The sequence below is a fragment of the Mastigocladopsis repens PCC 10914 genome (assembly GCF_000315565.1).
GTDB classification, from domain to species: domain Bacteria; phylum Cyanobacteriota; class Cyanobacteriia; order Cyanobacteriales; family Nostocaceae; genus Mastigocladopsis; species Mastigocladopsis repens.
Window position 1 is genome coordinate 321,902 of the sequence record NZ_JH992900.1, and the last position, 19,115, is coordinate 341,016.

The following is a 19,115-nucleotide window of genomic DNA, read 5'->3' on the forward strand; positions in this document are numbered from 1 at the left end:
GACTACATACACGCACGAACAAAGGAGACAAAGATGAGAATCGAACTGAACAAAGGCAAGCAGGGAATCGGAACGGAAGTGCAAGATGCGACTTACGTGGAGGCTGCCCGGTGGGGTAAATATCGGGGGTGGCGGTATGTTCTGGGACTGGTGGTCATCCTCTTTGCGTGGCTGGTGGTCGGGACTGGTGCCAGTGTACTCGTCGCATTCGCGTTCAGCGGACAGCCGGATTACACCGTGCTTGATCCTTTCGGGAAGTTCCTGTTTGTTATGGTAGGCTTCCCATTTTTCCTTGCGGGGGTTCTGATCGCCGTTACCCTTATCCACCGTCGTCATCCCCTGACGCTCGTCACGGCGCAGAAGAAGATAAGCTGGCACCGCGTCGTCCAGGGGTTTGTGGCGTGGTCGATTCCATTGTGTCTGATAGGCGTACTGGGACAATACCTTTTTTACCCTGACACCTTTTCCTTCAACTCCGACCTTGCAACGTTCGCGCTCTTCATGCCACTGGTACTGGTCTTCACCGCGATCCAAACCACTACCGAGGAGCTTTTCTTTCGTGGATACATCGTGCAGGGCGCGAGTGTTATTTGGAACAACCGCATCTTTCTGGCGATCGTGTCGGCTGTGATATTCACGCTGCCGCACCTCCTCAACCCGGAAGCGCAGGCAGGTGGCTGGCTCACGGTCTTTTCCAACTACTTCCTCGTTCCGGGTCTGTTGTGGACTGTAGTCTCGTTGATTGACGGAACCACTGAACTCGCCATCGGCGTACACTTCGCCAACAACATCATCGGCTTCCTTGCGATCGACGCACCTGGAACCGCCGTGACCGTGCCGGCTCTGTTCACACTCAGCGAGTTCCACGCGACCTACGTGGCGCTATCGGCGCTGGTGATAATCCCCATATTCCTGGCGATCGGCTACAAGGTGTTCAAACGCGACGAGCCATCCGAACCTGTTTCCCAGAGCCATCGGAAGGGTCGTCGGTGATCTCGTCAGTTCATTGCTGAAGGTCAATCTTGATTGAAACAGGAGAAACAGAATGATACTGCAAAATAAAGTGGCGTTAGTGACTGGTGGCACAACGGGTATTGGCAGAGCAACGGCGACCCTTGCGGTATCTGCGGAGCAGCGCGCGCTCGGTGCTGCTGGAGCAAAAGTCGTGTTCTCCGGTAGACGCGACGCAGAAGGTGAAAAAACCGCCCAACTGATTCGCGAAACAGGCGCTGAATGCTTATACGTCGATTGAAACAAGTTCACTAACATCACAAGAATCTGGAAGCAGTCAAGCATTGGAACTCAAGACACTTTAGATAGATAGAACCAGGAGTATTTAATCATGGTCAAAGAGCAAACTGTAGACGGACAAGCAAATTTACAAGCAACACCCAAACCCGCCATCCCGCCCAGCTACTCCCGAAGCGATCGAGCGAATTTTGGCAGTAGCACCCAAGTACGGCATCGAATTCATCGTGTGAATTAGAGCAATGCTCAAACCCGGCTCCTACAACCAGAATCGTTACTCATCCTGGTTATAGATCGAGGCGCTTCTTGTTGCTGGCTCCTACACGTATTGCTGCCCATTGAGTTTTTGACGCAAGTAACATAACCATTCACAACAAGAGGTAACTATCATGATGCTTAAAGACAAGGTTGCTTTAGTGACGGGAGGGACATCGGGCATTGGTAGAGCTACTGCGATCGCCTTCGGTGCTGCGGGAGCAAAGGTAGTATTCTCAGGCAGACGCGATGCAGAAGGAGAAAAAACTGCCAAACTGATTCGCGAAACAGGTGGTGCTGCGGGTGCAAAAGTTGTGTTCTCCGGCAGACGCGATGCAGAACGCGAAACAACTTCTGCGATGATTCGTGAGACAGGAGCGGAGTGTTTGTTTGTGCGATCGGATGTATCGAGTGAACCAGAGGTTAAGGCGCTGATAGAGAAAACAGTCGCAACTTACGGAAGGCTAGATTTTGCCTTCAATAACGCTGGATTTGGTACAGTCCTAAAGCCACTACACAAGCAGTCTGTTGAAGACTTTGACAGCATGATGGCAACTAACCTGCGGGGTGTGTTCTTATGCATGAAATATGAAATTCAACAGATGCTGACTCAAGGAGCAGGGGTCATCATCAACAACTCTTCAGTAGCGGGATCGATCGGGATACCTGGAATGGGTCCTTATACTGGGAGCAAACATGCTGTGATGGGTCTCACTCGTTCTGCTGCGCTCGATTATGCCAAGCAAGGGATTCGGATTAATGCCGTCAATCCTGGCTATATTCGCGGCACAGAACTAGTTACTCCTAAGAGCCTCCAAGAGATGGGTATGACTTTAGAGCAGTTTGATTCGATGGTGTCGTCGAGCGTCCCGATGGGACATAGGGGTCAACCTGAAGAAATTGCGGCAACGGTTGTGTTTCTCTGCTCTGATGCTGCGAGCTACATCACTGGACAACCTTTAGCGATCAATGGCGGATTCACAGTGAGCTAAACCCCACAAGTTTACTGCTACATGAACAAGCGATCGAGTATTTTGACAAGATTATGTCGATCAACACCATAAGAATCTGGAATAAATCAAGCATTGGAACTTAGTACACTTCAGATCAATGCAACGAAATTAATGCTAGGAGAAGCACAATGATACTTCAGAATAAGGTGGCGTTAGTCACTGGTGGAACTTCAGGAATTGGTCGTGCAACCGCGATCGCTTATGCCCAACAACAAGCAAAGGTAGTGGTGGTGGGTCGTCGAATGGATGAAGGTGAAGAAACGGTTCGATTGATTCAGGAAGCTGGCGGAGAGGCGATTTTTGTGCAAGCAGATGTCACGAAAGAAGCCGATGTTGAAGCAATGGTTGATAAAGCGGTTGGCGTTTTTGGTCGGTTAGATATTGCCTTTAATAATGCAGGAACTGTCGCCGAAAACCCCTCATTGATTGAGCAAACAGAAGCGGAATACGATCGCATGATGAATGTCAATGTCAAAGGCGTTTGGTTGTCGATGAAATATGAAATCGCTCAGATGTTGAAACACGGAAGTGGTTCGATCGTCAATACGGTATCTGGGGTTGGAGTCGTTGGATCTCCTAGCCAACCCCTCTACACCGCGAGTAAACATGCGGTAGTCGGTTTAACAAAAGCTGCTGCGCTCCAATATGCCAAAGCGGGGATTCGCATCAATGCCGTTGCACCAGCAGCAATCGAAACAGATATGTTTGAAGCAGCTACAGGTGGGCAGGATGAGGTCAAAGCTTACATAACAGGACTTCACCCGATCGGACGAATTGGAACACCGCTTGAAGTTGCAAATGCAGTTCTGTTTTTATCATCTGATCTGGCATCGTTCGTAACAGGTGAAACGTTGATGGTAGATGGTGGGTATGTAGCGCAGTAGTTGATCGGCAGTGCGAAATGTTTGATACAGCACTTCAAGCGACTTACTAAAGTAACACTGAAATATGTTCGCTAATTCCATCGGAAACTCCATAGGAATCTGCAAGAAGTTGAGTGTTGGAACTGACTACACTCACATGAACTAAGACAAAGAGAACTTAAGAGGTGATGATGTCCAAAGTGCCTTCTAACTCCCCACAGGGACAGGGAAAGACCTTCGCCGCTGTTTCAGAGCAGTCCTCACCTAACAAGCCCTTTCGTCCGGGCTGGCTCGAAATCATTGTGGGTCTTGTCGTCTTTGGCGCTGTCGCACGTGGGGGTATGTTGCTGTCCGGGCAGCTCGGTCTCGATCCCGTCGTCTACGGACTGGCCCTCGCCGCGCTGTCTGTTATCGCCCCCTTCGCCGGGTTTGCGGCAGCCGTGCTGCTGCGGATTCGCTCTCTGCATGCCTTTGGCGTGCGTCGCGTCCCGTGGCGTTGGCTGCTCATCGGGTTCGGAGCGGGCGTGGTCGCCTTCTTGGTCAAGGGTTTTGCGGTCATGGCCTACACCGCCCTCACCGGGGATAGCTCCACCCCTCAGGAGGTGTTCGGTGACGGTGGCAGCGGCGGGGTAATGTCCCTGGTTCTGGCCACGCTGTTTATCGGTCTGCTCGTACCGCTCGTCGAGGAACTGCTCTTCCGGGGTGTTATCACCAACGCGCTGCTGCGCTACGGCCCGTTCATTGGCGTTGTGGGCAGCACGCTGATCTTCGCGCTCGCCCACGGCCTCAATGTCGTTTTTGTTGTGGCGATGGTGGTGGGTCTTGTCCTTGCCGAGCTCCAGCGCCGTAGTGGGTCGGTCTGGCCTGGTGTCATCGCGCACGCTGTCAACAACCTGCCCACGGTCTTCGTGTTGGTGCTCACCAGAGCGGCTTGAACAATCACCATCACGCGAAAGGAGTGTCTGCCCATGGCTCGCTTGTTCTCGAACCATCCGCCCGATCCTGATAGGCGCACACACAACGTAGAGCCACCAACTCACGCTGGGAGGAGAACCATGATTGCTACGACTTATATCCGAATCTCGCTACTAACTGGAGCCGTGATGCTGGCCATTAGTGCTAAACGCACAATTAAAGGAAAAAGAAATGACTGAAACATTTGGTGCAAAATCGACCGCCGACGAGGTGCTTTCCGACATTGATCTCAAGGGAAAGCGATTTCTCATTACGGGTGCATCGTCGGGCATTGGACGCGAAACCGCCCGCTCACTGGTTTTTCACGGCGCTAGCGTCGTCGGCGCGGTCAGAAACCTCGCTAAAGCTGAGCCAGCCACTGCATCGGTTCGTGATGCCGCGTCGCAAGGAGGTGGCAGCCTGGAGTTGATCGATCTCGATCTGGCATCCTTGCAAAGCGTTCGTGCCTGTGCGGATAAACTGTTGGCTGACGGACAGCCGTTCGATGCCATCATCGCTAACGCTGGCGTTATGGCAACTCCGTTCGGTCGGACGATCGATGGCTTTGAAGTCCAGTTCGGGACGAACCATCTTGGTCATTTCGCCCTGATCAATGGGATCGAGCCGCTGCTCGCCGATAATGGACGGCTGGTGGTTCTATCATCGCTCGCGCATCGCGGTGCCGATATTGACTTGGACGATCCGAATTTCGAGCAGCAGGCGTACGATCCATGGGTCGCTTATAGCCGATCGAAAACCGCCAATTCACTGTTCGCTGTGGAGTTTGACAGGCGGCATCGCGATCGCGGCATTCGGGCTGCTTCGGTGATGCCCGGAAACAGTCTCACGGATCTACCCCGCCATCTCTCGCCGGAGGATTTGCAGGGACTTTTGCAAACTGTTGACGCAGCGCGCACCGAAGCGGGTCTGCCGCCGAAAGAGTTGAAAGAAATTCTGCAGGCAGCCGCGACATCGGTTTGGGCCGCAGTCGTGGCGAATAAAGACGAGATCGGTGGACATTATCTCGAAGATTGCGCGATCGCACCGATTGATGACACGCCCAACCCGTTTGCCAACGGTGTCAGGTCGTATGCGCTCAACGCGAACAAAGCCAAGCAGCTTTGGGCGAAAAGCGAGGAATTGATCAGCGCTGCGTCTTATACCAATTCACTAAAACTATGATACAGATAAAGAAGGAATAAATATCAACGAGCAAAGATGGCTGGAGTCACCAAAGTAGAAATATATGGAGTCAGCAGAAGAATTACAGGAACTGCTGAGAAAACAAAAAATAGTATCAAGTCGTGAACGGATTCAAGCGTTGTATTTGCTGAAAATAGGTCATGTAAAAACAATACAGGATGTAGCGGTGGTGCTAGGGAGAGCAAGGGTAACGGTACAAAGATGGTTGAAGGACTATACCGAATCAGGAATAAAAGGTTTATTGTCAACGAAAAAGAGTCCAGGAAGACCGCCAATGATTAACTTACAAGCAAGAGAGCAGCTAGACAGAGAACTTCAACAGCCACAGGGATTTAAAAGTTATGAAGAAATACGAACTTGGTTTCTGTGATTCGTCTGCTGCAACCGAATCAGCCTGAGCAAACCCGTCGCCAAGCAGCTGGGGTCTTAGGGGAAATTGGTGCTGGAAACCCAAATGCCATCAACGCCCTGACTGAATTGCTGCATAGCGCTTTGGATGAAAAAACTCGTTGGCAAGCCGCTCTTAGCTTGGGGAAGGTAGATCCAGGAAATCCCCTAGCTGGTATTAGAAAAGTTGGCGTTGCTGAATCAAAATATGAATCATGCGATTGCGCGGAGCGCAGTGCCCTAAAGGGCAATCGCTTCAAGGTTGCGGGCGCGTAGCGCTCGCACTGGCACGGAACCATATTTTAGATAATGTATTACCAATCGAATAGATAGTTTAAGCATTTCTTCTGACTTAGAGTAACAAAAAGTTTTACGGTGAAGCCGAGCGAGGTAATGTCGAAAACGGCTATTTTCACCTTCGACCCGTGTCATATATGTTTTACTTACAAGGTGATCACCTGAATCAATAAAACATGGATAAACTGGATAACCGTCTGTAACATAAAAATAAGAATGCCAACACTTTATTCGTTGCCATAAACGTTTAAATGTTTCTGCGCTTCTGTCGCCCAAAACCCAAGCTATAACTCCTGGAACCTTATGGTCCACCGCTGTCCATAACCAAATTTTGTTTTTTTTGAGCCGATAAAAGTTTCAAGCTCATCAATTTCAGTCACTTCTGGTATTTCCTGAGATTCCGGTGCGTCCACTAAGGTGTTGCCAACCTCTTTGACCCAATTTATAACAGTTGTATGATGTACTTTTTTAACCCTTTCAATCGCACGGAAACCGGAGCCGTTTACATACATTTCTAGACACTCACGTTTAAAATCTTCGGAGTATCCTTTGGGTTCGTAACTATCGATAAACTGACGACCACATGAAACACATATGTAGTTTTGTTTACCACGTTGCCAACCATTCTTACGAATGTGAGTTGATTCACATCTTGGACATTGCATAGTGATCGCTCTAATTCATATTTCTATTCTGCAACGCCGAAAAGTTAGATTAATTGACTTGGGGATGCAATTGGGGAATCACGCTGTCACCCTAGTTGTTGCCATCATGCCAAAAGCTGACGGGAGAATCGGCGTTTTTCTGCAAGTGCAGCCACATAGCGAAACAACCCTGCCTTCCGGTCTTAAACTAAGTGTACTCTTAGAATCAGGCGAAACACGCCTGGAAATCGAAGCCAGAAGTGACTCGTCAGGTCGAGGTAAGGATAAATCCATTGATCTGCGTTTTAGTCCTCCGCCGGGAACATGTTTCCACGTTAGGGTTATGAGAGATAATGTTACCGTGAGCGAGGATTTTGTTGCTTAACTTCAGGAACAGTTGTAGGGAAGCAGTTATGGGCAGGGTAGCAGTTCTGAAGGTAGGAAGCGGTGACTTTGACCAAGGATTTGATGTATCGCTACAGGTCTGTAGAGATAACGCCCTTCCATCGCCGGAAATTCCAGGTAGGTTACCTGCCAACACTGAATTTGAGGATTTATATACAGTTTGGCAGGAAACTTTTGTCAGGCTGAGAACACAGCGCGGAACTGACTCGGACTGGCAGATTGAAACTAGACCAACCAATTACTCCACCAGTGAGGTTGATGCCTGCCGCTACTTTGTCCGAAACTTAGAAACCAGCATGATAAATTGGCTCCAACATTCGCAAGATCAGGGGTGGCAAAAAATCAGAGAGAGATTGGTAAAGGAGTTAGCCAATAAATCCGACGAATTTCGAGTGATTATCACAGCAATTAACTCTGAATTGTGCAAGCTGCCTTGGCATGTATGGGATTTGATGGAGTCGAACCCCGATGTCGAAATCGCCTTCAGTTACCCGAATGATGGAGAATCAGAACTACCGGAAACAAATTATAATAACCAAGTCCGAATTTTGGCTATTTTGGGAGACAGTAGTGGCATTGATACTGAGCCGGATCGAGACGCAATCAGACAATTAAATGATGCTAAACCAGAATTTTTGCCACAACCTACATCACGAGAACTTATCAACTGTCTGCGGAGAAGAGAAGGCTGGGATATCTTCTTTTTTGCAGGTCACAGCGAGACAAATGGTGAAATTGCTCGAATTTATATCAATGAAAGCGAGAGCTTAGAGATTTCACATTTCAAGAATGCTTTGAAAGAAGCTATTCGTTACGGTTTGAAACTCGCAATTTTTAATTCTTGTGACGGATTGGGACTAGCGCAGCAGCTAGCCGATTTGCATATCCCAGTCATTATCGTCATGTGCGAGCCTGTGCCAGACGAAGTTGCACAATCATTTTTGAGACAGTTTCTCACTGAATATGCTTATGGACAGCCTTTGTATACCTCAGTTCGGCGAGCACGAGAAAGGCTAGAAGAATTTCAAGATTTACCTGGTGCTACTTGGTTACCAGTGATTTGTCAGAATCCCGCTAAAGTACCCCCGACTTGGCAAGAGTTGCGCCATCCAAAGCGTAAAGGTCAAATCTTACTCAGTTGGCTTTGGCCCCAAACCGTGCTTCTTTTGAGTGTAGTTGGATGGTTAGGTTTGGCATCTGCCATTCTAATTCTTGCCAAACTGCCCCAGATACTACAAGTACCACAACATCCATCACAATCACAAGTAGAATTGAATACGCTAGTAGGTAAGTGGAAGACTACTTGGAGTTATGAGACTACTGAAACTAAGATGGAGATATTGGAAAAAAAAAGATTAGACGGCACAATTGCAGAATATACATTTTCATATTTAAATAATAAAAATCGTATTATTAAAGGGAAAATCAAAGGGAAACTTTATAAACAGGGTAAGGTTTTAAAAGGTACGTTTTACGATGAGACAGGGGGCAATTGTTATTTCGTTTTGTCAAGCAATGGCTACAAATTTGATGGTGAATGGTCTGATGATACTGGTAAAAAAGGGCGATGGACAGGAGAGAGGATATCTAGTGCAGGCTGGCAAAAATAACTAACCAGTGTTAAGTAGGTCAACCCAGAAATGTTGAATGTTAAGAAAAATTTGATAAAAATAGCCCAAAATTTGGTAGAATCTGGGCAAATAGTGAAAGTATACTCACATCTTGCACCTAACCGGAGAAACTCGGAAAATACGAATGAAAAGCGCAAAATGTTACAGTAGATGAAAGATAAATCTAAGTAATATAAAGTGATGAATAGAACCAAAAATTTTTGTGATGATACTATAGATAGCTTCAAAAACGATTAAGATGCGGGAATGACGCTTAAAGCGTTCGACGCGAAGTGCGATCGGCGTGGCCACCGCCCTTGGCGATCGCCAACATGAAATTGTTAGGTTTGCACAAAGCGCTCAAAACATGAGAAAAAGGGCGTGAAATGTATTCGTAAATTAGCAAGACAATGCTTGCCCACGCCCAAGAACTACTTTATAGAACCCATTTGGGATCTCTAAAAATGAGGTAAGATGACAAATAAATGCCGTACTCCAGCAGCTTAAGCGACAAAGAGTGGGAAATCATTGAGCCATTGCTCCCTCAAAAGAAGAAAACTAGACCGCCTGTTTGGACAAAAAGACAAATCTTGGATGGTATCTTCTATCAACTGAAGAATGGCTGCAATTGGTGTGATTTACCGCAAGACTTGCCACCTTATTCCACTGTGTTCTGGCATTACAAGCAGTGGCGCTCAGATGGAGTATTAGACCAGATTATGAAGACTTTGCATTCTAGAGTACGACGCTCGCTTAATATCGACAATCAAACATTAATCAAAAATAGAAATTATTTTAATACTAGATACTCTAAACATAGGCTTTGTTTTTTTCTCAGTTGTCACAAATTCCTCTGCACCAACTGACAACGCCGCAGCTACATGAAGCGCGTCCATAGCAGCTAAACCATACTGAGCAGCAATTTGGTAAGCCTCTTGTATTACTTTTTCTATATCGTTAGCCCAGTAAGTAACAGCACCAAAGAATGATTCGTAAAATTCAGCTTCTGCCGTTTTTCGATTGTAAATTGCTTTAGGTATTACCTCCATTTTGATGAATTCGCTCGAAGCAAATTCGCGGCTTGAATCTGCTAAATTTTCCAAAGCTTTCTCTGAATCTTCTTCCACACCACGCGCCGCAGTTACTAGCACTCCAGAATCAATAAAAGTTATCTTCATGTGTCAGTTTCCTGTAATCCTCCACGACGACTAGCAATTTCTTTTTCTATTTCATCTCGACTTAATAAAGGTTCACCATCAGCAACAATCCTAGAGCGAATCTGCCGTAGACGTTCTCCCAAGGAGGCTTTATTAACAGAGTTTTTAACGTAAAGAAATTCAACAAAATCTAAAACTTCCTCTTGTTTGTCTTGTGGAAGGGAACGCCATTTGGTTAATAATTCTTGTTCTGCACTCATCTTTACTACCTACCTCGGATAATTTAATAAAGTCAATACTTATTGACCAGCATTAAAAACTTGTTCTGCCGTCAACTTTAACTCAGGGAAAGAAGGAGAGAGAATTTTATCGCTACCCCGAAACTGAGTGACTTGGTATTCCTCATCAATGAGTTGATAAACTGAGATTGTGGGTTGTTTGGGATTACCACCAATAAACTTCCTAGCTCCCAAGGCTGCATAGTCAACAATCCAATATTCGGGGATGCCCATTTCTTCATAGTCTGCAAGTTTTATATAGTAATCATCGCGCCAGTTGGTACTAACAACCTCAATAACTAAAGGAATTGATGTACCCTTAGTCACAGTAGAAGATTTTTCCCAAAAAGGTTCGTCAGCCAAAGCAGCGTCATTTAATATTAATACATCTGGGAAATAACCTGATTCTCTTTCCGGTGGTTTTACTATTGCTTGATTAGGGATAAAGTAGGGGAGATTTAATCGTCTAAACTCTAAAGTTAATTCAGCAGCCGCAAATCCTTTTATCCTTTCATGTTTCCCTGTAGGCTGTGACATTTCGACAACTTCCCCATTATGCAGTTCGTAGCGTACCCCAGAGTTTTCGGGATACCAAGCAATGAATTCGTCAAAGATAACTATTTTTGGTAAGGCTTGGCTCATAATCTTTTTAAGATGTCAAATGATACTAATTCAATAGGATTATCCATACTCATTCATCAATTATTTCGTCAAACATTTACACCTATTACTCATGCACCCTCATGCTGGCGACGTTGTTCTAATTTCGCCTGTATTTGATGAAAAACAGTATCACTATCAATCACCTCACCGCGTGAGGATGCTTCTACACCAATCATGATTTCCCGTTGTAATTCCTCAAATCGTCCTTTGTAAATATTTTCCTGTTTAGCAAACATCCGCAATGCTGCTAAGACAACTTCTTCAGGTGAGGTATACTTACCATTTTCTAATTGAGTTTTGACAAATTGTTCAAGTTCTGGGGTTAAGGTAAGATTCAACATATACTGTCCATATTTTTGGCTTCATTGCTTTTATTCTAGAAGTGCTGTCCCTTCCTCAGTTTCTTCCTCCCCTTCCAGCAACGCCGTCAAAGCCTCCATTTCCTCCATCGCCGTTTGCAACTTCACCATAATAGCGGCTGCAATTACATCTGGTTCTGGTAAATCATCCCCAGAGTGCAAACTTTCATCCCGTAGCCAAGTGATATCCAGGTTTTCGCCGCGTTTAGCAATATCCTCCCGCATGAAGCAGCGCCAACGACCAGATTCACCTTGATCTACACGCGGACTTCTGCCATTTGGATCATCGCCATACACTTCCTCAAGGGAAAATTTGACAGAGAAAGTAAAAGTATTCATAGTAGCTTGGAATGGTTGGGCGAGTGCCGAGCAAAATTTTTGTTTGACGTGCTGGAGGGACGCGCCCCAGGGGAAACGCATCAAACTTTTACGCTCACTGCCACCGCCAATTTCCTCTAAACTTACCAACAAACAAGTGAGTCAGAATAATGCAACCAGTAAAAGTGATGGACTGGCAGACCAAGCAGCTATCCTCACTACCCAGTGTAGGTGAGGGAAACTGGGCATCATGGCTATTTGAAAACGGCTATGAATTGATTGACCGAGAAGCATGATAGTACACAGAGATTGAACTGTACGAAAGCTCTAATGATAGGGTTTTTGCTGTTTATCACCCCATTTATGCAGGCTTGGATACCGAAAGCCTGTACATCAACATTTCTTCAGAAGAAGACGCACGACATAGAAATGGAAGTTGCACAGCAGTTAGTTGCAGGCGTGAGCAGAATGCTCGACTTTGGGTATGAAGAGGATTCGGAGGATGAAGAATGAACTAGGAACAGCAGGAAGCTCACAGCGCTCTTCAAAGCAGATTGTTCGTCAGAACAATTGGTCTTATTCCCCAGCACACAACTTGAGTCCTTGGCGCTGACCAGGGGGCTATTTTTCGCATAAAACAATCAGGATTTTGCATTATTCTTCATAATCTGGGCAGTTGCCATCCTGCCATCCATAAGGATGCATACCGCATACCAGAAAGTTGCCGCCGTATTCTTCACCATGAAAATGCTTGCAGACAACACAAGCAGAATATTGGTTGGATTCAACATTTACTTCTTCTTCTGTTTCTTCTTCAAGAACGTCTGTTTCTGTTGGAATTGATATTTGTATGTTAATGACTTGTGGTGGCTGGCTTGTTTGTCTGGTGCGCTGGCTTTCTACTTCATCATGGGTTTTCTTCAATTCTTAAGGGAGCAAGTTTCTCCTTTACTGCTGCCATTCCTAAAGCAGCACCAATTAGAAATAATCCACTGCCTACACTCGCACTGCCGTAGACAATCATCTTTTGATAGGTTGGTCTGCTGTGAGCAAGCCATTTCCCTAATTCAATTGTTCCTACTGCTGCCAATCCTCCAAAACAGCTACCTCCTCCAACAATTAGAGCTAGTGTTCCACCAATTCCTGCTGTAGATGTGATTGCTGCTAGTATTTGTAATCTGAATATTCTCATAAAAATTACCTTATTTATTGCTTGTGTGTCATCAATTTCTGGCTATTTCTAGCAGCCCAAACAGTATAAGTAAAAATACTCAGTTGTGTGGTTGTGTGGGGAAAGTGGGACTTGTGTATGTGGGCTGTGTGCAAGTGTGTGTAATGGTTGTGTGGATTTGAGCGATTTGTGTGTGTGATGCTGTGTGACCCCCACACAGGCAGTTTTTGAGAGAGTTTCACCCAAGCCACACAACCACACTCGCTTATGTCAAACTATTACGAATTCGTGGTCTGGTGTCAGCGTAGGCTGACCTTGTTTTACCTTTTTTTCTGCTTGCTCATCTCCCACAATTCTGACTTTACCTTGTTGCACCAGTTTCTCAATCAGGTATACTAAAATATCTGATGAGCGTTGTTTGTCGAATTCAGTTAAGGCAGTACGAACGCGGTTACAGCCTGAAGGAATTCTTTTTATAGGCGTTGCCTCCTTACCAGTAAAACTTTTGATAATGGCATTTAATAATTCATCAAAACTCTGCTTGTTGGTTTGCTCTGTTGGCTCTGTTAATTCTGTTGTTTTTTCTTGTTCAATGTCTGTAGAAGTTGGCTCTAGATTAGGGAATTCTTCTTGTTGTGAAACTGTGGCGTTGTGGTTATCCTGAACTGATGAAGAATCATCAACAGTGGAGTTATTATCTACTAGTTCTGGGAAGAATTTTATAAGTGTTCTAGCTGGGTCGGGTTGACCTGTCGCTGGGTTTGTTTCCGTTTTCAGCCAATCAGGAATCATGCCAATCTCACCATCTTTGACTGCCGACTCAAAACTATCTGGGTCTGCTAAGAAATACCGTCCTGTTGCTACAGAAATTGACTTTAAGGGAGATAACTTTTTACTAGTCGCTTCACACCCTACAAATGTTGCACCCGTTTTGAAAGTATCTCCAAAACCTGCTGTATTTTTGGTTCCCACCCACGATGTTAAATTCTTCCCGTGCAACACGATAAAGATTTGAGCGCCTTTCTTACTAGCACGAGTCAGCAGGAATCGAATCATCCACTGCTTTTGGTCGTCACCCCATTCCCCCAGAACCAGGACAGTTAGAACGTTATGACTATCAATACGAAAGGAATGGAGTTGCTAATCTGTTTATATTTTTCGAGCCATTAACAGGTTGGAGACACGTTGAAGTTACTGGCCAAAGAACCGCTATTGACTATGCTCATCAAATGAAATATTTGGTGGATGAGCGTTACCCCCAAGCGGATAAAATTGGGGGAATACAAGACCAACTAAATACTCACGTTAAAGCATCTTTATATAAAGCTTTTGAACCAGAAGAAGCCAAACGTATTTTAGACAAATTGGAATTTCACTACACTCCTAAACACGGCAGTTGGCTGAATATGGCAGAAATTGAGTTTAGTGTTTTGAATCATCAGTGTCTTGATCGTCGCCTTCCTGACCAAGATACTCTCAAACTGGAAATTGCTGCTTGGTCAGAACAGAGAAATCAAAAATCCCATTCTGTTAATTGGCGATTTACCACAGCAGATGCTCGCATCAAATTGAAGCGACTTTATCCCTCAATTCAAACTTGATGACCTACTAGGGTGGCGTTCCTCAAGCACAGTACAATTAAATCACGTTTTCACTCAAAGAACTTGAGTGGTCTAAATTGAGCGATCGCAGAAGAATGAAGTTAACCGAGGTGGGCAGCAAGCTCATCAATCTAAATGTAGTACCGTACTAGCCAACAAGTTTTAGAGGAGTCACAAATGAAGATTTTTATTGCCGGGGCAACAGGAGCGATCGGTCGCCCGCTACTCGACCAATTACTTGCTAGAGGACACAACGTTGTAGCGCTGACCCGCTCTCCAGAAAGAGCACCGTCATTAGCCGCACAGGGAATCGAACCGGCGATCGCAGATGTATTCGACGCAGATTCAGTTAAAGCGGCTGTCATTCGCGCTCAACCGGAAGTCGTGATTGAACAACTCACCGCCCTACCCAGGACTTACAGTCGCGAATCCATGACTGCGGCAGCGCCTCTGAATACGCGGATTCGGTTAGAAGGCGGTGCCAATGTGCTGGCGGCAGCACAGGCAGAGGGGGTGCGCCGTTACCTGAGACAGTCGGTCGCCTTCTGGGGAATTCCCGGTGCTGGATTGGCAGATGAGGAAACACCGTTATCGCTTGATGCCTCTCCCGCCGTTGCCGCAGATGCTCGCCTCGTAACTGAGATTGAACACCGTTTATTGGAAACATCCAATCTCGAAGGAATTGCCTTACGCTATGGTTTCTTCTACGGACCCGGCACCTGGTTCAACCCTGATGGTGATGTGGCGCAACAGGTGCGGCAGCAACAGTTTCCAATTGTGGGAAATGGTGATGGCGTCTGGTCGTGGTTACACATTGAGGATGCAGCGATCGCAACCGTTGCAGCCGCAGAGCAGGGCAATCCTGGTGTTTATCTGATTGCCGATGATCACCCTTTAGCGGTGCGCGAATGGCTCCCTGCGTTTGCTCGATCGCTGAATGCTCCACCCCCGCCGCGAGTATCCGTTGAGGATGCTCTCAAACTGGAGGGTGGTGCGGACATTGTTTACTACCAGACTCAGATGCGAGGCGCATCGAATGCCAAGGCAAAACGCGAACTGAATTTTCAGCCTCGACCGTTGGAATGGGTGGTTGACACCACCGTAGCTCATGCCGGTTAACAAGTTAAACTGAACTTTTTCTGTACATTTGTACTATAAACCTCTGAAACTGTTTAGACATATGGCTTTGAGTGAAAAACACTGCTGATCGAGGTAAGTTCTCGTGTTTTCACAACTGACTGCAGATGGCTCAAAACTCAACAACCATAGACTCATCATCAGAAAACTAGAAGGAAAGGAGGAATTCATGATCACTGCCAAAATTCTCGCTTTTGCCGGGAGTGCTCGCCAAGATTCTGTCAACAAAAAACTGGTGAAAATTGCCGTTGAAGGAGCTAAAGCCGTAGGTGCAGAAGTGACCTACCTGGATTTCCGCGATCTGCCCTTACCGCTCTATGATGGGGATTTGGAGGAGGCTGAGGGACTGCCAGAGAATGCCCTCAAGCTCAAGGCCCTAATGAAAGCGCATCAGGGATTCCTCATTGCCTGCCCAGAATACAACAGTTCGATCACCCCACTGCTGAAAAATGCGATCGATTGGGCATCGCGTCCTGAACCGGACGAACCTTCATTGGTGTGTTTCAAAGAAAAGGTTGCGGTGTTAATGAGTGCTTCCCCTGGAACATTGGGAGGCTTACGAGGATTAACTCATGTCCGTTCCATTCTTGGCAACATTGGGGTTCTGGTGTTGCCAGATCAGGAAGCAATTGGGAACGCTTATCAAGCGTTTGATGAGAATGGCAATTTGAAGGATGAAGCCCAACAGACAAGTATCTTGCAACTTGGCAGCAAACTCGCAACGGTGACTGCCAAACTCAATCTCCCTGTCTAAACAAAGTAGAGCATTTCAACGTTCAGTGCTCCAGACGGTAAAGGTGCGGCTTCCCAGGTTCACACCACCGTGGCTCTTGGTTAAAAGGAAACCTGCCACTTGTCTGAGCAGCATGGTTTCATCGCAAATTGACTGCGTCTGGGTATGAAAAAGTTTGACCAGTAGATTTCAACAACATCGGAGAACAACAATTATGACTCAAGCAAAGCATCCTGCTGATCCAACCCCTCCAACCCTGGAAGGGAAACTGGCTCTGTTACGAAAATTAAGGGATGAATTGGGCAGCGGTGATACCATTCGTCGTCTCTTTTTTGGTGATTTAGAACCCATTGCCCTTCAACCCGGAGGAGCGAATACCGTGGTTCATCTTTACAACCAAGCCAATGATGTCACGATTGCCTATTGTTCTTCCTACGATGTATTTCTGGCTGCCCGTCCGGGACGAGTGACCGAGTTTGACCCGGCTGAGATCAAATAAGCGACTGGGCTGACCGGATGCAAAATTTTGGGTTTTGTCGTAAGAATCGTTGAGCACGATGATCTCAGGCAGAAAGTGCCGCTACTTGAGGCGGGTGGGAACAGCCATCTAAGTTGAGAACAACTCACTGCGGATGGCTCAAAACTCAACAACCATGTTCTTTGTTCTTTAAACAATGAGAGGTGTTGTCATGAAAATTGTTGTCATTGGTGGCAGTGGACTGATTGGTAAGAAGCTTGTCAGCAAGCTACAGGAGCTTGGGCATCAGGCGGTGGCAGCATCCCCTTCTTCAGGTGTCAACGCTGTTACAGGTGAGGGACTGGCTGAGGTGTTAGTGGGTGCTCAAGTTGTTGTCGATGTGACAAACTCACCGTCCTTTGAGGACACGGCAGTGTTGGAGTTCTTCGAGAAGTCATCCCAGAACCTGCTTGCGGCGGAGGCAGACGCTGGTGTGGCTCATCACATTGTAGTATCAATTGTCGGTGCCGATCGCATCCTTGATAGCGGCTATATGCGTGCAAAAGTCGCTCAGGAAAAGTTGATCCAGTCCGCAGGAATACCCTATACAATCGTCCGCGCTACGCAGTTCTTTGAGTTCATCGAGACGATCATCGCTCAATTCCCCACAGATGGGCAAACAGTTCACTTGCCCCCTGCCTTTATCCAGCCCATCCAGTCGGAGGACGTTGTTGCCGCGCTGATCGATATCACACTGGGAGCGCCAGTCAACGGCATTATCGATTTAGCGGGTCCAGAGCGGTTCCGTTTCGAGGAAATCATCCGCCAATTCCTGAGTGCAACTCACGACTCACGTCAGGTGGTTGTAGACACTCACGCCCGTTACTTTGGTGCAGCGTTGAACGATCAGCTCGTTCCGCAGGGCAACTCGCTCATCGGCTCGACCCGTTTCGAGGACTGGCTCAACCGCTCTATCGCTTAAAACAGTACCAGCCGCAGTGACCAATGAACAGTAACCAGTGACCAGTGAGAAGATTGACTTGGAACATCTTGATAACTGATACTGCGGGTACTTGATAACTGGTAACTGATAACTGGTAACTGTTAAAGATCAGCAATGAGAATTCAAAGCTGACATAGGTTGAGTTAAGGACACAAAGCCCAACATCCAGCAACTGCGTTCGTTTTACAAAGCTTAACTCAACCTACATATGTCTAATCCGCGATCTGCTTGATTCAGCATGGGAGCACATCAGACGGATTTATATTCACCAGTTTTTATTCACGCAAGGAGAACGGAAATGTTTACTCTTATTTTCTCGCGAGTTGCATTCATGACTCTCTCCATATTCACAGCGCTCTCCATATTCGCAACTCTACCCGTATTCGCAGCTTCAGCCAATGATTTATCTGCTGATACGTCTAATGATACGTCTAAGGTAACGCTGGTCTTTGATCACGCCCTTCTCAACGTGCCTGGAAAGAGTGTGAAAGGCTTGCTGGTCGAATATGCCCCAGGTGGCTCAACACCCGCACATATCCATGCAGCCTCGGCTTTTGTCTATGCAACAGTGCTGGAAGGTGCGATTCGTAGCAAAATCAATGATAATCCGGAGCAGGTGTATCACGCTGGTGAGAACTTTTTTGAAGTACCGGGCGATCATCATCGTGTCAGCGCAAATGCCAGTGATACTCAACCCATGCGTATGCTAGCCGTCTTTGTCGTCGATACCAATGAAGAGAACCTGACCACACCGGAGGACGAGTAAGACGCACGCATTGCACACAAAAATTTTTATGTATCGACATTACTGAAGTTGGAGCTGGAGACACTCTAGGGTTAGTGCAATACGGTTCAGTTAGAGCTAAAAACCTGATGCATGCGTAGATTGGGGAGCCAGCGCTGCAGGAGGTGAGACCAGTGCTACAGGAGGGTTTCCCTCCGTAGGCAACTGGCGTTCGCGTAGCGTGTCCGGAGGACTCACCCGAAGGGGTTTCCCTCCGCAGGCGACTGGCGTTTGAGGAACGAAACCCAACATTATCACGGCTTTGTTGGGTAGAGCGATCGCTCTACCCAACCTATAATTATCCTTAACTGAACCGTATTGAGGGTTAGTGAGTCGAGATGATAACAACATCACCAAAAAAGAATCATCCGCTACTAATCATTCGTCAGAATATTAAACGCGCTACAAGGAGCGATAAATCAAGAGTTCTGACGAGCGAGTATTGGTCAGAAGCCCCCGGATAAATCCTTTGGAGAAAAAGAAAGTTTTCCTTTGTTGTTATACCCACGGATGGAATCCGTGGGAATATTCTGAGTTCTGTGTTCTGCGTTCTGCATTCTTCTTAACGTTGCCGA

General features: G+C 46.6%; 29 protein-coding genes and 1 pseudogene. 20 read left to right on the forward strand and 10 right to left on the reverse strand.

Annotated elements, in window-relative coordinates:
- Positions 1-33 precede the first annotated feature (33 nt).
- From MAS10914_RS0101745 to MAS10914_RS0101785, 9 genes are all read left to right on the forward strand, one after another.
- Positions 34-993, forward strand: a complete 960-nt coding sequence (locus MAS10914_RS0101745; RefSeq protein ID WP_017314180.1) for a CPBP family intramembrane glutamic endopeptidase — start codon at positions 34-36, stop codon at positions 991-993.
- Between the two features lie 52 nt (positions 994-1,045).
- A complete protein-coding gene (locus MAS10914_RS0101750; RefSeq protein ID WP_017314181.1) occupies positions 1,046-1,252 on the forward strand; it encodes an SDR family NAD(P)-dependent oxidoreductase in 207 nt (68 codons plus the stop codon).
- A 90-nt stretch (positions 1,253-1,342) separates the two neighbouring features.
- On the forward strand, positions 1,343-1,486 hold the full coding sequence (locus tag MAS10914_RS33815; protein WP_017314182.1) for a hypothetical protein: 144 nt from the start codon (positions 1,343-1,345) through the stop codon (positions 1,484-1,486).
- Positions 1,487-1,637: 151 nt separating this feature from the next.
- On the forward strand, positions 1,638-2,495 hold the full coding sequence (locus tag MAS10914_RS0101760) for an SDR family oxidoreductase (RefSeq protein ID WP_017314183.1): 858 nt from the start codon (positions 1,638-1,640) through the stop codon (positions 2,493-2,495).
- 149 nt (positions 2,496-2,644) lie between these two features.
- Positions 2,645-3,400: an SDR family oxidoreductase gene (locus MAS10914_RS0101765; protein ID WP_017314184.1), complete on the forward strand. Its 756-nt coding sequence runs from the start codon at positions 2,645-2,647 to the stop codon at positions 3,398-3,400.
- 167 nt (positions 3,401-3,567) lie between these two features.
- On the forward strand, positions 3,568-4,314 hold the full coding sequence (locus tag MAS10914_RS0101770; protein WP_017314185.1) for a CPBP family intramembrane glutamic endopeptidase: 747 nt from the start codon (positions 3,568-3,570) through the stop codon (positions 4,312-4,314).
- A 211-nt stretch (positions 4,315-4,525) separates the two neighbouring features.
- Positions 4,526-5,515: an SDR family NAD(P)-dependent oxidoreductase gene (locus MAS10914_RS0101775; RefSeq protein WP_017314186.1), complete on the forward strand. Its 990-nt coding sequence runs from the start codon at positions 4,526-4,528 to the stop codon at positions 5,513-5,515.
- Positions 5,516-5,579: 64 nt separating this feature from the next.
- Positions 5,580-5,906 carry a helix-turn-helix domain-containing protein gene (locus MAS10914_RS0101780; protein ID WP_017314187.1) on the forward strand — a complete coding sequence of 109 codons (327 nt, stop codon included), beginning with the start codon at positions 5,580-5,582 and terminating at the stop codon, positions 5,904-5,906.
- A complete protein-coding gene (locus MAS10914_RS0101785; RefSeq protein WP_017314188.1) occupies positions 5,903-6,199 on the forward strand; it encodes a HEAT repeat domain-containing protein in 297 nt (98 codons plus the stop codon). The genes MAS10914_RS0101780 and MAS10914_RS0101785 overlap by 4 nt, the downstream gene beginning before the upstream one ends.
- Here MAS10914_RS0101785 and MAS10914_RS32455 read toward each other — a convergent pair.
- A protein-coding gene (locus MAS10914_RS32455; RefSeq protein ID WP_156818064.1) for an IS1 family transposase occupies positions 6,164-6,885 on the reverse strand; the annotation gives its coding sequence in 2 pieces (ribosomal slippage) (positions 6,164-6,564 and positions 6,564-6,885; 723 coding nt in all). The two genes, MAS10914_RS0101785 and MAS10914_RS32455, sit on opposite strands and share 36 nt — an antisense overlap.
- Position 6,886: 1 nt before the next feature.
- On the opposite strand from MAS10914_RS32455, the gene MAS10914_RS0101795 reads away from it, so the two are divergent.
- The 3 genes from MAS10914_RS0101795 (at position 6,887) to MAS10914_RS34830 (ending at position 9,745) form a co-directional block, all read left to right on the forward strand.
- Positions 6,887-7,249, forward strand: coding sequence for a DUF1822 family protein (locus MAS10914_RS0101795; RefSeq protein ID WP_017314189.1), 363 nt, complete (start codon positions 6,887-6,889; stop codon positions 7,247-7,249).
- A gap of 28 nt (positions 7,250-7,277) precedes the next feature.
- Positions 7,278-8,879 carry a CHAT domain-containing protein gene (locus MAS10914_RS29350; RefSeq protein ID WP_051151109.1) on the forward strand — a complete coding sequence of 534 codons (1,602 nt, stop codon included), beginning with the start codon at positions 7,278-7,280 and terminating at the stop codon, positions 8,877-8,879.
- 485 nt (positions 8,880-9,364) lie between these two features.
- Entirely contained in the window at positions 9,365-9,745 is a 381-nt protein-coding gene (locus tag MAS10914_RS34830) for a transposase (protein ID WP_198014945.1), read from the forward strand.
- Here MAS10914_RS34830 and MAS10914_RS0101805 read toward each other — a convergent pair.
- The 5 genes from MAS10914_RS0101805 to MAS10914_RS35250 form a co-directional block, all read right to left on the reverse strand.
- On the reverse strand, positions 9,653-10,057 hold the full coding sequence (locus MAS10914_RS0101805) for a type II toxin-antitoxin system VapC family toxin (protein WP_017314190.1): 405 nt from the start codon (positions 10,055-10,057) through the stop codon (positions 9,653-9,655). The two genes, MAS10914_RS34830 and MAS10914_RS0101805, sit on opposite strands and share 93 nt — an antisense overlap.
- A complete protein-coding gene (locus MAS10914_RS0101810) occupies positions 10,054-10,296 on the reverse strand; it encodes a DUF2281 domain-containing protein (RefSeq protein WP_017314191.1) in 243 nt (80 codons plus the stop codon). The genes MAS10914_RS0101805 and MAS10914_RS0101810 overlap by 4 nt, the downstream gene beginning before the upstream one ends.
- A gap of 39 nt (positions 10,297-10,335) precedes the next feature.
- On the reverse strand, positions 10,336-10,956 hold the full coding sequence (locus MAS10914_RS0101815; RefSeq protein WP_017314192.1) for a Uma2 family endonuclease: 621 nt from the start codon (positions 10,954-10,956) through the stop codon (positions 10,336-10,338).
- 89 nt (positions 10,957-11,045) lie between these two features.
- Positions 11,046-11,318, reverse strand: coding sequence for a ribbon-helix-helix domain-containing protein (locus MAS10914_RS0101820; protein WP_017314193.1), 273 nt, complete (start codon positions 11,316-11,318; stop codon positions 11,046-11,048).
- A 30-nt stretch (positions 11,319-11,348) separates the two neighbouring features.
- Entirely contained in the window at positions 11,349-11,807 is a 459-nt protein-coding gene (locus tag MAS10914_RS35250) for a hypothetical protein (protein WP_232224079.1), read from the reverse strand.
- Positions 11,808-11,824: 17 nt separating this feature from the next.
- On the opposite strand from MAS10914_RS35250, the gene MAS10914_RS36085 reads away from it, so the two are divergent.
- Together MAS10914_RS36085 and MAS10914_RS0101835 are read left to right on the forward strand one after the other, a co-directional pair.
- Positions 11,825-11,950, forward strand: a complete 126-nt coding sequence (locus tag MAS10914_RS36085) for a hypothetical protein (protein WP_017314195.1) — start codon at positions 11,825-11,827, stop codon at positions 11,948-11,950.
- A gap of 67 nt (positions 11,951-12,017) precedes the next feature.
- Entirely contained in the window at positions 12,018-12,167 is a 150-nt protein-coding gene (locus tag MAS10914_RS0101835) for a hypothetical protein (protein WP_156818065.1), read from the forward strand.
- A 141-nt stretch (positions 12,168-12,308) separates the two neighbouring features.
- On the opposite strand, the gene MAS10914_RS29355 is transcribed toward MAS10914_RS0101835, so the two are convergent.
- The 3 genes from MAS10914_RS29355 to MAS10914_RS34835 form a co-directional block, all read right to left on the reverse strand.
- A complete protein-coding gene (locus MAS10914_RS29355) occupies positions 12,309-12,578 on the reverse strand; it encodes a hypothetical protein (RefSeq protein ID WP_017314198.1) in 270 nt (89 codons plus the stop codon).
- On the reverse strand, positions 12,562-12,846 hold the full coding sequence (locus MAS10914_RS0101850; RefSeq protein ID WP_017314199.1) for a hypothetical protein: 285 nt from the start codon (positions 12,844-12,846) through the stop codon (positions 12,562-12,564). Before MAS10914_RS0101850 ends, MAS10914_RS29355 begins: the two co-directional genes overlap by 17 nt.
- Positions 12,847-13,095: 249 nt before the next feature.
- Complete coding sequence (locus tag MAS10914_RS34835; protein ID WP_017314200.1) at positions 13,096-13,881, reverse strand: hypothetical protein; 786 nt, start codon at positions 13,879-13,881, stop codon at positions 13,096-13,098.
- 14 nt (positions 13,882-13,895) lie between these two features.
- Here MAS10914_RS34835 and MAS10914_RS29360 point away from each other — a divergent pair.
- The 6 genes and pseudogenes from MAS10914_RS29360 to MAS10914_RS0101885 form a co-directional block, all read left to right on the forward strand.
- A pseudogene (locus tag MAS10914_RS29360) lies at positions 13,896-14,426 on the forward strand (IS630 family transposase); the annotation flags it as partial.
- Between the two features lie 177 nt (positions 14,427-14,603).
- Positions 14,604-15,545 (forward strand): NAD-dependent epimerase/dehydratase family protein, encoded by a 942-nt coding sequence (locus MAS10914_RS0101865; protein ID WP_017314202.1) that lies wholly within the window; start codon positions 14,604-14,606, stop codon positions 15,543-15,545.
- 187 nt (positions 15,546-15,732) lie between these two features.
- Complete coding sequence (locus tag MAS10914_RS0101870) at positions 15,733-16,317, forward strand: NADPH-dependent FMN reductase (protein ID WP_026082275.1); 585 nt, start codon at positions 15,733-15,735, stop codon at positions 16,315-16,317.
- A gap of 193 nt (positions 16,318-16,510) precedes the next feature.
- The gene (locus MAS10914_RS0101875; protein WP_017314204.1) at positions 16,511-16,795 is read left to right on the forward strand and encodes a hypothetical protein; all 285 of its coding nucleotides are present in this window, start codon (positions 16,511-16,513) and stop codon (positions 16,793-16,795) included.
- A 190-nt stretch (positions 16,796-16,985) separates the two neighbouring features.
- Positions 16,986-17,735, forward strand: coding sequence for an SDR family oxidoreductase (locus MAS10914_RS0101880; protein ID WP_017314205.1), 750 nt, complete (start codon positions 16,986-16,988; stop codon positions 17,733-17,735).
- A gap of 319 nt (positions 17,736-18,054) precedes the next feature.
- Positions 18,055-18,522 (forward strand): cupin domain-containing protein, encoded by a 468-nt coding sequence (locus tag MAS10914_RS0101885; RefSeq protein WP_017314206.1) that lies wholly within the window; start codon positions 18,055-18,057, stop codon positions 18,520-18,522.
- Positions 18,523-18,618: 96 nt separating this feature from the next.
- Here MAS10914_RS0101885 and MAS10914_RS33825 read toward each other — a convergent pair whose 3' ends face one another.
- Positions 18,619-18,891: a hypothetical protein gene (locus tag MAS10914_RS33825; protein ID WP_156818066.1), complete on the reverse strand. Its 273-nt coding sequence runs from the start codon at positions 18,889-18,891 to the stop codon at positions 18,619-18,621.
- Between the last annotated feature and the right edge of the window lie 224 nt (positions 18,892-19,115).